The organism is Streptomyces sp. NPDC044984 (assembly GCF_040646935.1).
GTDB lineage: Bacteria > Actinomycetota > Actinomycetes > Streptomycetales > Streptomycetaceae > Streptomyces.
This window is the reverse complement of the sequence record NZ_JBEZBE010000042.1, coordinates 43,634-57,645: the sequence shown is the minus strand read 5'-3', so window position 1 is coordinate 57,645 and position 14,012 is coordinate 43,634. Positions and strand designations below refer to the sequence as shown.

At 71.7% G+C, this 14,012-nt stretch carries 11 protein-coding genes and 1 pseudogene; 4 read left to right on the top strand and 8 right to left on the bottom strand.

Annotated features, from left to right (window positions below):
* The 3 genes and pseudogenes from AB0A94_RS33270 to AB0A94_RS33260 form a co-directional block, all read right to left on the bottom strand.
* Nucleotides 1-313 (bottom strand): annotated as a pseudogene (locus tag AB0A94_RS33270) (SPFH domain-containing protein); the annotation flags it as partial.
* 208 nt (nucleotides 314-521) lie between these two features.
* Nucleotides 522-1,427: a S1 family peptidase gene (locus AB0A94_RS33265; protein WP_361749944.1), complete on the bottom strand. Its 906-nt coding sequence runs from the start codon at nucleotides 1,425-1,427 to the stop codon at nucleotides 522-524.
* Nucleotides 1,428-1,727: 300 nt separating this feature from the next.
* Nucleotides 1,728-2,924, bottom strand: a complete 1,197-nt coding sequence (locus AB0A94_RS33260) for a DUF5685 family protein (RefSeq protein ID WP_361749941.1) — start codon at nucleotides 2,922-2,924, stop codon at nucleotides 1,728-1,730.
* A gap of 300 nt (nucleotides 2,925-3,224) precedes the next feature.
* Here AB0A94_RS33260 and AB0A94_RS33255 point away from each other — a divergent pair, with 300 nt between their 5' ends.
* Nucleotides 3,225-3,662 carry a cell division protein SepF gene (locus tag AB0A94_RS33255; protein ID WP_217130399.1) on the top strand — a complete coding sequence of 146 codons (438 nt, stop codon included), beginning with the start codon at nucleotides 3,225-3,227 and terminating at the stop codon, nucleotides 3,660-3,662.
* Between the two features lie 36 nt (nucleotides 3,663-3,698).
* Here the strand turns inward: AB0A94_RS33255 and AB0A94_RS33250 are convergent, their stop codons facing one another.
* Both AB0A94_RS33250 and AB0A94_RS33245 read right to left on the bottom strand, forming a co-directional pair.
* Nucleotides 3,699-4,889, bottom strand: a complete 1,191-nt coding sequence (locus AB0A94_RS33250; RefSeq protein ID WP_361749938.1) for an acyl-CoA dehydrogenase family protein — start codon at nucleotides 4,887-4,889, stop codon at nucleotides 3,699-3,701.
* A gap of 110 nt (nucleotides 4,890-4,999) precedes the next feature.
* Nucleotides 5,000-6,601, bottom strand: a complete 1,602-nt coding sequence (locus AB0A94_RS33245; protein ID WP_361749935.1) for an MFS transporter — start codon at nucleotides 6,599-6,601, stop codon at nucleotides 5,000-5,002.
* 262 nt (nucleotides 6,602-6,863) lie between these two features.
* Here AB0A94_RS33245 and AB0A94_RS33240 point away from each other — a divergent pair, with 262 nt between their 5' ends.
* Nucleotides 6,864-8,249, top strand: a complete 1,386-nt coding sequence (locus tag AB0A94_RS33240; protein ID WP_361749932.1) for a glycosyltransferase family 39 protein — start codon at nucleotides 6,864-6,866, stop codon at nucleotides 8,247-8,249.
* A gap of 238 nt (nucleotides 8,250-8,487) precedes the next feature.
* Entirely contained in the window at nucleotides 8,488-9,489 is a 1,002-nt protein-coding gene (locus AB0A94_RS33235) for a phosphatase PAP2 family protein (protein ID WP_361749929.1), read from the top strand.
* Between the two features lie 72 nt (nucleotides 9,490-9,561).
* On the opposite strand, the gene AB0A94_RS33230 is transcribed toward AB0A94_RS33235, so the two are convergent.
* Complete coding sequence (locus AB0A94_RS33230) at nucleotides 9,562-9,777, bottom strand: I78 family peptidase inhibitor (protein ID WP_361749926.1); 216 nt, start codon at nucleotides 9,775-9,777, stop codon at nucleotides 9,562-9,564.
* A gap of 424 nt (nucleotides 9,778-10,201) precedes the next feature.
* On the opposite strand from AB0A94_RS33230, the gene ctaD reads away from it, so the two are divergent.
* Nucleotides 10,202-11,893, top strand: coding sequence for a cytochrome c oxidase subunit I (ctaD, locus tag AB0A94_RS33225; protein WP_361749923.1), 1,692 nt, complete (start codon nucleotides 10,202-10,204; stop codon nucleotides 11,891-11,893).
* Nucleotides 11,894-12,105: 212 nt separating this feature from the next.
* On the opposite strand, the gene AB0A94_RS33220 is transcribed toward ctaD, so the two are convergent.
* A complete protein-coding gene (locus AB0A94_RS33220; protein ID WP_361749921.1) occupies nucleotides 12,106-13,404 on the bottom strand; it encodes an ABC transporter substrate-binding protein in 1,299 nt (432 codons plus the stop codon).
* Nucleotides 13,373-13,939 carry a hypothetical protein gene (locus AB0A94_RS33215; protein WP_361749956.1) on the bottom strand — a complete coding sequence of 189 codons (567 nt, stop codon included), beginning with the start codon at nucleotides 13,937-13,939 and terminating at the stop codon, nucleotides 13,373-13,375. Before AB0A94_RS33215 ends, AB0A94_RS33220 begins: the two co-directional genes overlap by 32 nt.
* Nucleotides 13,940-14,012 lie beyond the last annotated feature (73 nt).

The following is a 14,012-nucleotide window of genomic DNA, read 5'->3' as shown; positions in this document are numbered from 1 at the left end:
ACGTTGATGATGGCCGCCGGCGCGTCGACGACCTTGAAGTAGACGACCGCGTCGACCCGTACGGTCACGTTGTCCCGGGTGATGCCCTCCTGGGCCGGCACCGGCATCGTGACGATCTGGAGGTTCACCTTGTGCAGCCGGTCCACGAACGGAACGATCATGGTGAACCCGGGCCCGCGCACCTGCGGGCGGAGCCGGCCGAGCCGGAACACCACGCCCGCTCGTACTGCTTGACGACCCGCGCCGCCGCCATCGGACAGACCGCTCCGGCGGACGCCACCGCCGCTCCCGCCGTCACCAGCTCCTCGACCATCACGGCCCCCGGGGTCCGAAGTGGCGCACCGGGTGATCCCCCGCGTCCGGTACCGCCCGGCGCGTCCCGGTGTGTCCTTCGACGGTAGCCCCGTGCCCCTGACGAGAGCGAGCCCCCGCACGCGATCGCGTGCGGGGGCTCGTCGTGCTGCCGGCTGCGAGGTGGGACCCGCGGGACCGGTGGTGCCGGCCGGTCCCGGTGCCCGTTCCTAGGTGAGGGTGACGCCGTAGGCGCTCAGGGCCTCGGTCACCGGCTGGAAGAAGGTCGTACCGCCGGAGGAGCAGTTGCCGCTGCCGCCGGAGGTCAGGCCGTACGCGGTGCCGTTGCTGCCGTAGAGCGAGCCGCCGGAGTCACCGGGCTCGGCGCAGACCGTGGTCTGGATGAGGCCGGAGACGATGTCGCCGCCGCCGTAGTTGACGGTGGCATTCAGGGCGGTGACCCGGCCGCTGTGGGTGCCGGTGGTGGAGCCGTCGCGGATGACGGTGGTGCCCACGCTCGGGGTGGCCGCGCGGGTGATGTCCACGCCGTTCGCGGTGCCGGGCCGGCTGACGGAGCCCGTGTACCGGACGATGCCGTAGTCGTTGCCCGGGAAGCTGGTGCCGGCGGTCGAGCCGAGCACCGTGGTGCGGCTGGAGTTGCCGTACCAGGTTCCCGCGCCCTCGGTGCAGTGACCGGCGGTCAGGAAGTAGTCGACGCCGCTGCTGGAACGGACGTTGAAGCCGAGGGAGCAGCGGCCGCTGCTCGAGTAGATCGCGTCGCCGCCCTGGATGAACTTGCTGAACGTACCCGGGGTGCGCTTGACGGTGATCGCGTCGGCGTCGTCCCCGGCCTGCTGCTTGATCTTGTTGATCTCGGCCTGGGAGACGGTGCTGTCGACGGTGAGCAGCACCCGGTTGGTCTTGCTGTCGACGGCCCAGGCGGTGCCCGGGACATCGGCCTTCAGCACCGAGCCGCTCACGCTCTTGAGCTCGGCGGAGCTGAAGGTGGTGGGGGTCTCGGCCGCGTTCGCGCTGGGGACCACGATCGCGGCAGCGGCCACGAGTCCGGTGGATACGGCGATCAGCCGAGTCCGTCTCGAGACGCCGCTGCGGGGGGTGGTGCGCTTGATCCTCACTTCTCGTTCCTCCACAAAGGAAGTAGGGGGCCCTCGTGGGGTTTGTGGGCCCGTGAGGCGCAGCCAGGAAGCCGGGTGCCCGGATTCCGAACACGTCGTGCTCCTGACAAGCGCTGTGGGAAGCGAGTATTCGACCGACCGACCGTTCGGCGCAAGGGTGCCTTTCGGCCGTCAACCTTTGAACCGTCTAGGAGATTTGGTCCGCGTACGGGATCGCATTACCGGTGGTCACACCCGCGGCACGACCGGTCGAACGCTCGCGCGATGTCCGGAACTCGCCCCTCCGGATGGTCGGCCCGGTCAGCAGCCGCAGTCACAGCCGCAGTCGCACCCGTCACAGCAGCCGTCCTCACCGCAGCAGTTGCAGCACTCACAGCAGTTGCAGCAGTCGCCGCACCCGCTGCAGTCGCAGTTGGTGCAGGGCCCCTCCTTGCGCTCCCCGCTCCAGGGGTCCTCGTAGGTGCCGCAGCACAGCTGGCACGTACAGGCGAGCCCCAGCCACACGGCGCAGCCGGCCAGCAGCCCGCGCCGGTCGCGGCGCGGCGGCTCGGGGGGCAGCGGGGCGCCGGGGCCGCCGGGGATGCCGGAAGGCGCGTAGGGGCCGGTTCCGTGGGCACAGGAGACCGTACCGAAGGCGCGACGGACGGAGTTGGGCAGTTCATGGACGAGCAGCCGGTGCGCGAGACCGCCGTCGGAGCTGTGCCCTCCCGGGGAAACCCCGGACGCCCAGTCCACCTCGCGCAGGGCGAGCCGAATGCCGTGCACCGCGTCGTCGGCGAGCCGGCGGGCCTCCTCGAGCGGGGTCCCGGTGGCGGTGAGCGGGTTCCAGGCACCGGAGGCGGCGTCGGCCTCCCGGTCCTCCACTGCGTCCAGGAGGTGCGCGAGGCGCCCGAAGAGGCGTCCGGCCTCCGCGAGCGGCACGGCGTTGTGCGGCCGGCCGGCCAGCACCGCGGTGTGCGCGAAGGCCGCGGCCGTCGCGGTCTCGGTCGGCTCGGTGACGGTGAGGACCGGGGTGCCGGGCCCGGCGAGGGTCTCGATGCCGGTCTGCCGGTCCACGGCGTCGACCAGGACGGCGGTGTCGAACCCGACGTCCGAACCGGTCCGCGCTCCCGCCCGGTCCCAGCTCGCCGCGACCCGGCGCGCGGCGAACGCGACCGGCTTGCGCGCCAGCATCCCGTCGCCGTCGGCGACGTGGTCGCGCATCTTGGCGGAGGCGAGGACGAGGGAGACGGCCGCCGCGAGCCGCGCGCCCTCACCGTGCGCGACGGACGCGGTGCGCATGCCGCGCAGCGGGCACGGCCCCGCGGTGCGCCGTCCCGCGTCGGGACGTTCCGCCTGAGCCTCCGTCAGAACGGATATGAGGAGCCCGTCGTAGTTGGTGACGATCCGCGCGAGCTGTCCGTGGTCCCCGCGCAACGCGAGGCACAGCCCGCACAAATGGGCCGTCCACTGGGCGGTGAGCTTCTCCCCGAGCCGGTGCCGACACGGCCTGACCATTCCGAACACGACGTTCCCCCGTGCAGTCGTACGACGTTGAGCGGCGGCATCGTATCGGCCCGGCGTTCACCCGTACGCACCCTGCCTCACCCGTACGCCGCGAAGAATCATATTTCACTCACAGTCAGCAGCCGTTTACACCAAGACCCTTGGGAAACCCGGGCTCTCGACGGATCAGCTGTGCACCAGTACCGTCACAAACCCCCCGCGCGGCGTCTATCCACTTGGCGCGACGTCCGCATCATGGACGACCATAGGGATGCGGAAAGCAAAAAAAGACCGCTGTGAGAGGAGGCGTCCATGGGATCGGTACGCAAGGCGAGTGCCTGGCTTGGCCTCGTCGACGACAACGAAGACGAGCGTTACTACGACGACGACTACTCCGACGGGACCGAGCCCGGCGAGGCCTGGGTCACCGATCCGCGGGTCAAGGTGGCCGCGGACGTCGCAGAGGAGAGGGGCCGCCGGATCGGCACGGTCACCCCGGACAGCTTCCGGGACGCCCGCGCCATCGGCGAGCTGTTCCGCGAGGGCGTTCCCGTCATCATGAACCTCACGGCCATGGACGCCGGTGACGCCAAGCGCGTGGTCGACTTCGCCGCGGGCCTGATCTTCGGTCTGCGCGGTTCCATCGAGCGCGTCTCCAGCCGGGTGTTCCTGCTCAGCCCGGCCGACACCGAGGTCGTCAGCGGTGATCCGGCCGCGCACCGGTCGGACGGCTTCTTCAACCAGAGCTGAGGCGGGGCCGTTCACCGGCCCCGCCTCCCCGGAGGCTCACCGGAAGGCGTCGAGTCCGGTGAGCGCCTTGCCCAGCACGAGCTGGTGCATTTCCACGGTGCCCTCGTAGGTGAGCACCGATTCCAGGTTGGTCGCGTGCCGCATCACCGGGTACTCGAGCGAGATCCCGTTGGCACCGAGGATCGTGCGGGCCGTGCGGCAGATGTCGATGGCCTCGCGGACGTTGTTGAGCTTGCCGAAGCTGACCTGCTCGGGACGCAGGCGGCCGGCGTCCATGCGCCGCCCCAGATGGTGGGCGAGCAGAATCCCCTTGTGCAGTTCGACCGCCATGTCGGCGAGCTTGGCCTGGGTCAGCTGGAAGCCGCCGATGGGCCGCCCGAACTGTTCCCGTGACTTCGCGTAGTCGACCGCCGCCTCGAAACAGCTCCGCGCGGCGCCCATCGCGCCCCAGACGATCCCGTACCGGGCGTGCGACAGGCAGCCGAGCGGGCCCTTGAGGCCGGTCGCCTCGGGCAGGACGGCGTCGGCGGGCAGCCGTACGTCGTCGAGGACCAGCTCGCTGGTGACGGAGGCGCGCAGCGACCACTTGTGCTTGATCTCGGGCGCCGAGAAGCCGGGGGCGTCGGTGGGCACGACGAAGCCGCGGATCCCGTCCTCGGTCCCCGCCCACACCACGGCGATCCCGGCCACGGACCCGTTGGTGATCCACATCTTGCGCCCGTTGAGCACCCAGTCCCCGCCGTCGCGCTTGGCGTGGGTGCGCATCGAGGCCGGGTCGGAGCCGTGGTCGGGTTCGGTGAGCCCGAAGCAGCCGATGACCTCGCCGGACGCCATCCTGGGCAGCCACCGCCGCTTCTGCTCCTCGCTGCCGAACCGGTGGATGGCGTACATGGCCAGTGAGCCCTGCACGGAGACCAGGGAGCGGATCCCGGAGTCGGCCGCCTCCAGTTCCAGACAGGCGAGTCCGTACTGGACGGCGCTCGCGCCCGCGCAGCCGTAGCCGTCGAGGGACATGCCGAGCGCGCCGATGCCGCCGAGCTCCCGGGCCAGCTCCCGGATGCCGGGCAGCTCGCCCTGCTCGTACCAGTCGGCGACGTGCGGGAGCACGCGGTCGGCGGCCCAGGTGCGCACGGTGTCCCGGACGGCCAGGTCCTCCGGCTCCAGCAGGTCGTCGAGGCCGAGGGGGTCGGCGGGGTCGAAGGGGGGCAACTTCGCGGACACGGACATGGGGCACCCTCCGGGGCTGGTCCGGGGTTAACTAGCGCTGCTAGTCACGGCTCGGGGCGACGGTACGACGCGGTCTCCCGCACGTCCACCCGGCCGGTGCGGGAGACGGCTCACACCTTCAGCTCGGGGACCCGGCGCTCCGTGGCCTCCCGCGGCGCGGGCACCTGCACGGCCGGCGGGTCGCACTGCATCACCCGCGGCAGGCGCAGCGCCATCGCCGCCCCGAGCAGCAGCAGACCCGCGCTCACCAGCAGGGTCACGTGCAGTCCGTGCACGAAGGAGTGGCGCGCCGCATGGCGCAGGGCGGTCCCGGCGGGCCCGCCGAGCCGGTCGGCCACCTCGTAGGCCTCCCCCAGCGAGTGCGAGGCCGCCGCGGACGCCGCCGCGGACACCCCGGGTACGCCGGTGAGGCCGGGTGCGTAGGCCGCGTTCATCACGCTGCCGAGGAGGGCGATCCCGATGCCGGCGCCCAGCTGGTAGGAGGTCTCGCCGATCGCGGCCGCCCCGCCGGCCCGGTCCGGCGGCGCCTCGCTGAGCATCGACTCGTAGGCCCCGAACAGCGTGGTCTCCAGGCCGAAGCCGAGCAGGACGAAACCGGTGAGCAGCAGCGGAGCGTTGTCCTGTCCGCCCATCGCGGTCAGGACCACCACCGCGGCGGCCGTCAGGCAGAAGCCGGAGCAGACCATGCGGCGCGGGCCGAACCGGCGCAGCATCCGCGCGCCCGCCAGGCCCGCCGCCATCGCCGCGATCGTCAGCGGCAGCAGGCGCAGTCCGGTCTCCAGCGGGGAGAGCCCGAGCACGAGCTGGAGGTACTGGGCCGCGATCAGCTCCAGGCCCACCAGGGCGAGCATCGCCAGCACGATGCAGCCCACCGACGTGCTGAACGCGGGCCGGGCGAACATCCGCAGGTCGACCAGCGGGTGCGCGCGGCGCCGCTGCCGGCGCACGAAGGCGGTCAGCAGTCCGGCGCCCACGAGCAGCGGCAGCACGGTCCACACGCCGACGGCACCGCCGCCGAGCCGCTTCACCCCGAGGACCACCGCGAACAGTCCGACGGCGGCCATCAGCGCGCCGGCCACGTCCCAGGGGCCGTCGCCCGCGCCCTTCGACTCGGGCAGCAGGAGCCACCCGACCGGGAGGCTGACCAGCATCAACGGGATGTTGACCAGGAACACCGAGCCCCACCAGAAGTGCTCCAGCAGGAAGCCGCCGAGCAGCGGGCCGACCGCCGCGCCCACGGCGGCGACCGCGCTCCAGAGGCCGATGGCGAGCGCCCGCTCGCGCCGGTCCGGGAAGACCTGGCGCAGGATCGACAGCGTCGCCGGCATGATCATCGCGCCGCCGACACCGAGCAGCGCCCGCGCCACGATCAGCACCTGGGCGTTGTCCGCGAGGGCCGCCATGCCGGAGGCGACGCCGAACAGGGTGTAGCCGAGCAGCAGGACGCGTCTGCGGCCGATCCGGTCGCCGAGGGTGCCGAAGAGGATCAGCAGCGAGGCGCAGACCAAGGGGTAGGCGTCGACGATCCAGAGCAGTTCCATCGCGCCGGGCCGCAGGTCCTCGGTGACGGCGGGGACCGCGACGTGCAGCACGGTGGCGTCGACGGCGACCAGCAGCAGGCTGACGCAGAGGACGACGAGCACCACCCAGCGGTTGGCACCGGCCCCGGCCGCCCGACGGCGCAGCGCGGCGGCCGTGGTCGTCCCGGACATGTACGTACCTCCCAGATGTTCCCTCGCGACCGGCGGGCTCACGGGGTCGGGGACTCCCCCGTGACGCGGCCGGAGAGGAGCGGTGGTCTCCGGTCCGCGCGGCGAGCGGCGAGTGACACGTCAGAGTACGCGAGTGGGAGCCGGGGTCGAGTGGCGGGCGTCTCACAGCTCCGGCGGATCGGTGTGGCGTACACCACTCCCCCGTCGGGGTCACACGCCCCGCCGGGTCGGCCGGTTCCCCGCCGGGTCGATAATCGGGCGCGTGAACGATCTCGACGCGCGCGGCGCCCCGGTCCGCCCCGGAGCACTGCGCCGGGCCGCGCCGGCGCTCCTCGGGTACGCCGCCGTGCGTGCCCTGGGCCTGGTCGTGCTGGCCCTGTGGAGCGGGGCGCGCGGCAAGGACGCGTACACCCTGCTGACCGCCCGCTGGGACTCGCTCTGGTACACGAGGGTCGCCGAGCTGGGGTACGGCTACGAGGTGCGGCTGCCCAACGGGGACGTGCACTCCAACCTGGCGTTCTTCCCGTTGCTCCCGTGGCTGGAGCGGCTGGTGGCGGCGGTGTCCCCGCTGTCGTACGCCGACGGCGGCTTCGTGGTGAGCGCGCTCGCCTCGCTCGCGGCGGCCTGGGGGATCTTCGCGGTGGCCGACCACGTGTACGGGCGCCGGACCGGGGTGTGCGCGGTGCTGCTGTGGGCGGTGCTGCCGGTCGGGATCGTGCAGTCGATGGCGTACAGCGAGTCCCTGTTCACCGCGCTCGCCGCGTGGTCGCTGTACGCCGTGCTGACGGGGCGCTGGGTGACGGCGGGCGTCCTGGCGGGCCTGGCGGGGCTGACCCGCCCGGTGGGGCTGGCGGTGGTCGCGGCGGTGTGGGCGGCGGGCATCGCCGCGTTCCTGCGGGAACGCGCCTCCATGCGGGGACACGTCTCCACGCGGGAACGCGCCTCCACCACCCGGGAGCACGTCTCCACGCGGGAGCACGTCTCCGCGCGAGGGCACGCCTCCGCGCGGGACCGCACTTCTTTCGCGCGAGATCGCAGCGCGGTGCCGGAGGACGGCGCGCGGGCCGGGGAACGCGCCGACGCTCCCGCGAACGCCCGGCGCCTCGGGGCACCGGAGGGCGCCCCGCACGCGACGGACACCTCCGGCGTGCGCCTGCGCCGGGTGCTCGGCATGCTCCTCGCGCCCCTCGGAGCCGCCGGTTACGTCCTGTGGGTCGGGCACCGCACCGGCGACGGGCCGCTGGGATATCTCGACGTGCAGGCCGGATGGCGGAACGGCTTCGACGGGGGCTACGCCTTCGCCCGTTTCGTCGCCGCCATGTTCACGTCGTTCCCGTCCGCCCTGGCGGGCCTCGGGCTGGTGGCCGGCGTCGGCCTCGTGGTGTGGCTGTACGTCGTCTGCGTACGGCAGCGCCAGCCGCTCCCCCTGCTGGTGTACGCCGGGGTCGTCACCGCGCTCGCCCTGTGCGCGTCGAGCTACTTCGGCTCGAAACCGCGGCTGCTGCTGCCCGCCTTCCCCCTGCTGCTGCCCCTCGCCCTGGCCCTGGCCCGGCTGCGTACGCCCAGGTCCGCGCCGGTGGTGGGGGCGGTCGCGGCGGCCTCGGCGGTGTACGGGGCCTTCTGGCTGAACGGCTCCGGTCCGCCCTGACCGTCCCGGAACGGACGATGAGCGACAAGGAAATTCCGCACCAGCCCCCGGTGAACGAATTCAAAAGCGCGATAAAACCCCCCTCCGGAATGATCAAAGGAATTGAAGTCCACGGCATCCGGACTTTGCGGATTCACCGGCGATAAAGGCCCCCCTGAGAGGAATGCCACATCACATCGTCATCACAAAGCGCCTGATTCGACGGGGTCCCGCACTCAATCGCTGTAACGTCGATTGGGTGCGTACCGAACGGAAGCCCACCCGTCTGGACCGGGTGTTCGCGAGGCTGGATCGTGAGCCGGAACGACCGGCTCACATCGGCGTGCCGCGAATGAGCCGGCACCGGGTGGTGCTGTTCGCCGCCGGTCTGGCCTTCTATCTGGCGATCGTGTGGGCCGTGCTGATCACCTCCTGGCTGGTCCGGCTGGACTGGCAGGTGATGTTCTTCCGCCCCTACCAGCAGTGGTCCGAGATCCACGCCTTCGTCGACTACTACGTGGTCCTCGGCCAGCGCGGCCCGACGGCGGTGATGGTGGCGGCCTGGCTGGGCTGGCGCTCCTGGCGGCAGCACACCCTGCGCCCGCTGCTCGCCCTGGGCGTCTCCCTGCTGCTGCTCAACGTCACGGTCGGTGCCGCGAAGTACGGCATGGGACGCCTCGGACCGCACTACGCGACCGAGATCGGCTCGAACGAGATGTGGCTCGGCGGCGATATATTTCCCAGCGGCCACACCGCCAACGCCGTGGTGACCTGGGGAATCCTGGCCTATCTGGCCTCCACCCCGAGAGCGCGCCGCTGGCTGTCCGCACTGTCGGCCGTGACCTCGCTCGGGGTCGGGCTGTCCACCGTCTACATCGGGACGCACTGGCTGAGCGATGTGATCCTGGGCTGGGTCGCGGGCCTGCTGATCCTGCTGGCACTGCCGTGGTTCGAGCCGATGATCGCCCGCGCGGAGACGCGCATCTTCGGCCTGCGCACCCGCTGGCGGGCACACAGGGGAGGCACGGCGGAGGCCGGCCCGCCCGGACAGCCCGTCGTCCTCAAGCCGCTCGCTGACCGCCCGGACACGGCTCCCGAGCCGGTTCCCACGGGTCGCCCGGTCTCCCGGTCACCCGCCTACCTGGCGCCCGGGCCGCACACGGCCCGCGCGGAGCGCTCCCCGGTCACCCCGGCGGGCAGCCGCCGCCCGCCGCACACGGAGCGCCACCCGCGCGGTACGACCTCGGCCACCCGTCCCTGACGGACGGCGCGGCGTCCGCCGCGCACGCCACGGCCCCGGTTCCGGCGAGGGAACCGGGGCCGTCGCCGTGCGTCAGCCCTTCCAGGCGCGCGCCACCAGGCCGTCCCTCACCTCGAAGTTCAGCCGGCCCGCGCGGTACTCCATGGTGATGATCGCCCCCGGGGGCAGCGCCCGCACCGTCGACCAGCCGCGCTCCCGCGCGAGGTGCTCGGCCCGGTCCGCCGTGAGGCCGACGTAGACGTCCGGACTGTCGTGGGGTTCCGCGGAGGGTGTCGGAATGGGTGCCATGCGGCCACGCTATGCCCTGGCCCGGGAGCGGGGAAGCCGGAAGCGGGAACACCGGGCCGGATCCGTCGGCGGTCACACTTCTGTCACAAGATCACGACAGGCGTTCACGACGGTGACCGTCACCCGAACGGCCGGTTCGGTACGCCTTCCGCAGGTATTCGAACGCAATTACCGCGTGTCACGCCACGGGCCCGATTAACTCCGGCGGAAAGTGCCGGAGGACGCGCTCCCGGGCCCCATTCCTTTTCCGCCGCCGCACATGACCACACAGGTCGGTGCGCACAGAAAATACGCGTTTCCGTCACATGATCCGCCACGTCCCCTGTCGGGGACCGGCAGGGGCGAGCATCATGGCGTGGGCCCGGGGTACATGTGGCGCGGGCTCCCGGCGGGGCCCGGCGCGCGAGGAGCGAAGGGGCGAGCGATGGGGACGCAGACCGTCCGGGCGGCGGCGCGACCGGCGCGCCGGCAGCGGCGCGGGCAGGTGGTGATCGACTGGCTGACCACCACCGACCACAAGAAGATCGGCCACCTCTACCTGATCACGGCGTTCGTGTTCTTCCTGATCGCCGGCGTGATGGCACTGCTGATGCGCGCCGAACTGGCCCGGCCCGGGCTGCAGATCATCGACAACCAGCAGTTCAACCAGATGTTCACCCTGCACGGCACGATCATGCTGCTGCTGTTCGCGACGCCCAGCTTCGCGGGGTTCGCCAACGAGCTGATGCCGCTGCAGATCGGGGCGCCCGACGTGGCCTTCCCGCGGCTGAACATGTTCTCGTACTGGCTGTTCCTCTTCGGCGGGCTGATCGTGCTCGGTTCGCTGGTGGTCACCGGGGGCCCGGCGGCCTACGGCTGGTTCGCCTACGCGCCGCTGAACAGCATGGAGTACTCGCCCGGCCTCGGCCCGGACCTGTGGATCATGGGCCTCGCGCTGTCCGGCTTCGGCACCATCCTCGGCGCGGTCAACTTCATCGCCACCATCGTCGGGATGCGCGCCCCCGGGATGACGATGTTCCGGATGCCCCTGTTCACCTGGAACACGCTGTTCACGTCGATCCTGATCCTGCTGGCGTTCCCGGTGCTCGCGGCGGCGCTGCTGGTGCTGGAGGCGGACCGGCGGTTCGGTTCACAGGTCTTCGAGGCCGCCCACGGCGGAGCGCTCCTGTGGCAGCACCTGTTCTGGTTCTTCGGCCACCCCGAGGTCTACATCATCGCGCTGCCGTTCTTCGGCATCGTCACGGAGATCATCCCGGTCTTCAGCCGCAAGCCGCTGTTCGGCTATCTGACGCTGGTGGGCGCCACCATGGCCATCACGGGCCTGTCGATGGTGGTGTGGGCGCACCACATGTTCGCCACCGGCGCCGTGCTGCTGCCGTTCTTCTCCTTCATGAGCTTCCTGATCGCGGTGCCCACGGGGGTGAAGTTCTTCAACTGGACCGGCACCATGATCAAGGGGTCGCTGTCCTTCGAGACACCGATGCTGTGGGCGACCGGGTTCCTGGTGTCGTTCCTCCTGGGCGGGCTGACCGGGGTGCTGCTGGCGTCGCCGCCCCTGGACTTCCACGTGACGGACTCGTACTTCGTCGTCGCGCACTTCCACTACGTGGTCTTCGGCACCGTCGTCTTCGCGACCTTCGCCGGGTTCTACTTCTGGTGGCCCAAGTTCACCGGCAAGATGCTCGACGAACGGCTCGGCAAGATCCAGTTCTGGACGCTGTTCATCGGATTCCACACCACGTTCCTGGTGCAGCACTGGCTGGGCGCCGAGGGCATGCCCCGCCGTTACTCCGACTATCTGGCGGCGGACGGCTTCACCGCGCTGAACACCGTCTCCACCATCGGCTCCTTCCTGCTCGGCATGTCCACGTTGCCGTTCCTCTACAACGTCTGGAAGACGGCCAGGTACGGCGAGAAGGTCGAGGTCGACGATCCCTGGGGCTTCGGGCGCTCCCTGGAGTGGGCGACCTCGTGTCCACCGCCCCGGCACAACTTCACGACGCTGCCCCGGATCCGTTCGGAGTCTCCGGCGTTCGACATGAACCATCCGGAGTACGCGGCCGTGACGTCCCAGCCCGAGCCGAAGAGCGAGCAAGCCGGCCATGAGCCGCTCTGACCGCGTCGATCAGCCCGGCCGGCTCCAGCATGCCGGTGGAGGGTGAGATCCGCTCGGCGGCCTCCTCTGCGGACACCGGCAGCCGGATCACGGCGTGCGAGGCGTACGCGTGCGTGGAAGGGACAGCAGGCGCGGCAGGCGTGCCGAGGTCTCCCATGTGCGGGCGAGTCTGCCGGCCGTCGCGGACGGCCACTGTCCTGAAGGGGCGGGCGTCAGGGCTCGTAGGCCAGTTGCGGCACCGTGAAGCAGGTGCGGTTCATGTCGCCCTGCGACACCCAGCCCTCGCCGTCCCGCCAGCGGGCCACGGACAGACAGGTCCGGCCGGTGGCCGGCGGCTCGGGCGACCGCCGGAACGAGACGGGCAGCAGCAGTCCGCCCGCGGTGTAGTCCCGGGCACGGCCGACGTGGGCGTCGACGCACGCGCGCGTGATGCCCGTACGGGCACAGGACCTCGCCGCGTCGGTGAACCAGCGGGCGGCGGCCCAGCCCTCCAGCTGCCACTGGGAGTGCGTCTCCAGGTCCTCGGTGGCGTCCCGGAACTCGCGCACGGCCGGATGGCCGGTGTCCTCGAAGTTGCGGCTGGAGCCGGTGGCCCACAGGGCGTTGCGGCAGTGCGGGGCGTCCTCGTGGTCCTCGGCGACGGTGGACGTCCAGTTCTGCACGTTGGTGACCTTGGCGGTGACCCGGACGCCGACGTCGTCCATGGCCCGGCACAGGCGGGCGTTGCCGTGGCCGTCGATGGCGTCGAAGACCAGGTCGGCGCCCTGCTGTTTCAGGTCGGCGGCCACCGCTCGGAAGTTGGGCAGCGCGAAGTCGACCCGCTCGGTGACCACCTCGTAGCCCTCGGCCTTCAGGCCGCGTTCGACGAGGCGGGCGTAGGCGGCGGACGCGGACTGGTTGTAGGAGACGACGGCGGCCGTACGGGCGCCGTGCTCGCGCTTGAAGTAGCGGTAGACCTCGGTGCCGCCGTACAGCTTGCCGTCCCAGCCGGGGGTGCCGTTCCTGGGCGCCTCGCTGCCGTAGACGCCGTAGAGGTGCGGATAGGTGTCGTAGGCGGCGCCGATGGGCTGGCCGCCGACGTCGGGGACGCCCGCGCGGGAGACGCGGGGGGCGCCCGCGTAGTCCAGGGCGGTGGTGGCGACCAGGGCGACGACCTTCTCCTCGTCGATCAGCTCGTGCACGCACTCGTTGTTGCCGGCGCCGCTGCCGCCGTCGTCGCACAGCCGCACCTCGACGCGCCGGCCGTCGATGCCGCCGCGCGCGTTGAGCCGGTCGAACCAGGCCTTCGCGCCGTCGCGCGGGCCGGTGAAGGCGCTGCCGCCGACCGGGCTGGTGGCGCTGGTGACGATGCCGACGCGGATCGGCTCGCCGGCGCCCGGGGCGGCCCCGGACTGCCGGTCGTCGTGCTCGAAGTCGCTCTCCGGCAGGCGGCTGCCGCAGGCCGCGGTCAGCGCGAGGAGCACGGCCGCGGCCAGTGCCTCAGCAGCCCGGAACGTCCGGTGGTGAGCCATCGCCGCTCAGCTGCACCAGCGCGCACAGGGACTTGACGGACACCTTCCAGGTGCCGTCGTCGTCGACGGCGACGCCGGAGGCGTCCGGGAGGGCGGTGGCGCCCCTGAGGGTCAGGGTGAACGTCACGTCCGCCTCGGTCGGTGAGATGAACGCGATCTCGGTGACCTCCGCCTTCACCTGTCCGACGCGGTTGTCACCGCTGAACGCCTCGAGCACCGGTCCCAGCAGCTCGCCGTTCTGCAGGAGCTTCTTCTTCTCGTCCACCGGGGTTTCGGGGTCGAAGAACTTCTCCCAGTTCTGCCGGATCTCCTGCTCGGCCGCCGCCTGGTTCGCGGGCGCGCTGCCCGGTGCGCTCGTCGTCCGGTCCGCCGGCGGCGTGGAAGGCTCGCCGCCACCGCCGTCGCCGCCGCACGCCGCGAGTCCCGGCGCCAGGACCAGGAACAGGGCGGCGGCCAGCGCCGTGCCCCGTCCCGCCGTCCGTGGGCCGCGCCCCGCCCTCGCGTTCCCCCGCCCGATGTCATTGCCGAGAACCATCTGGCTCACCAATCGGGTGTCGGTCCGGACCCTGTACGTCCGGTGCTTTCAGGGTCGGCCTCCAAGGGGCATA

Excerpts from the sequence above, each read along its gene's own strand:
- AB0A94_RS33260 (WP_361749941.1), bottom strand. The coding sequence starts at position 2,924 with ATGGTCAGGCCGTGTCGGCACCGGCTCGGGGAGAAGCTCACCGCCCAG.
- AB0A94_RS33255 (WP_217130399.1), top strand. The coding sequence starts at position 3,225 with ATGGGATCGGTACGCAAGGCGAGTGCCTGGCTTGGCCTCGTCGACGAC.
- AB0A94_RS33250 (WP_361749938.1), bottom strand. The coding sequence starts at position 4,889 with ATGTCCGTGTCCGCGAAGTTGCCCCCCTTCGACCCCGCCGACCCCCTC.
- AB0A94_RS33245 (WP_361749935.1), bottom strand. The coding sequence starts at position 6,601 with ATGTCCGGGACGACCACGGCCGCCGCGCTGCGCCGTCGGGCGGCCGGG.
- AB0A94_RS33230 (WP_361749926.1), bottom strand. The coding sequence starts at position 9,777 with ATGGCACCCATTCCGACACCCTCCGCGGAACCCCACGACAGTCCGGAC.
- ctaD (WP_361749923.1), top strand. The coding sequence starts at position 10,202 with ATGGGGACGCAGACCGTCCGGGCGGCGGCGCGACCGGCGCGCCGGCAG.
- AB0A94_RS33220 (WP_361749921.1), bottom strand. The coding sequence starts at position 13,404 with ATGGCTCACCACCGGACGTTCCGGGCTGCTGAGGCACTGGCCGCGGCC.
- AB0A94_RS33215 (WP_361749956.1), bottom strand. The coding sequence starts at position 13,939 with ATGGTTCTCGGCAATGACATCGGGCGGGGGAACGCGAGGGCGGGGCGC.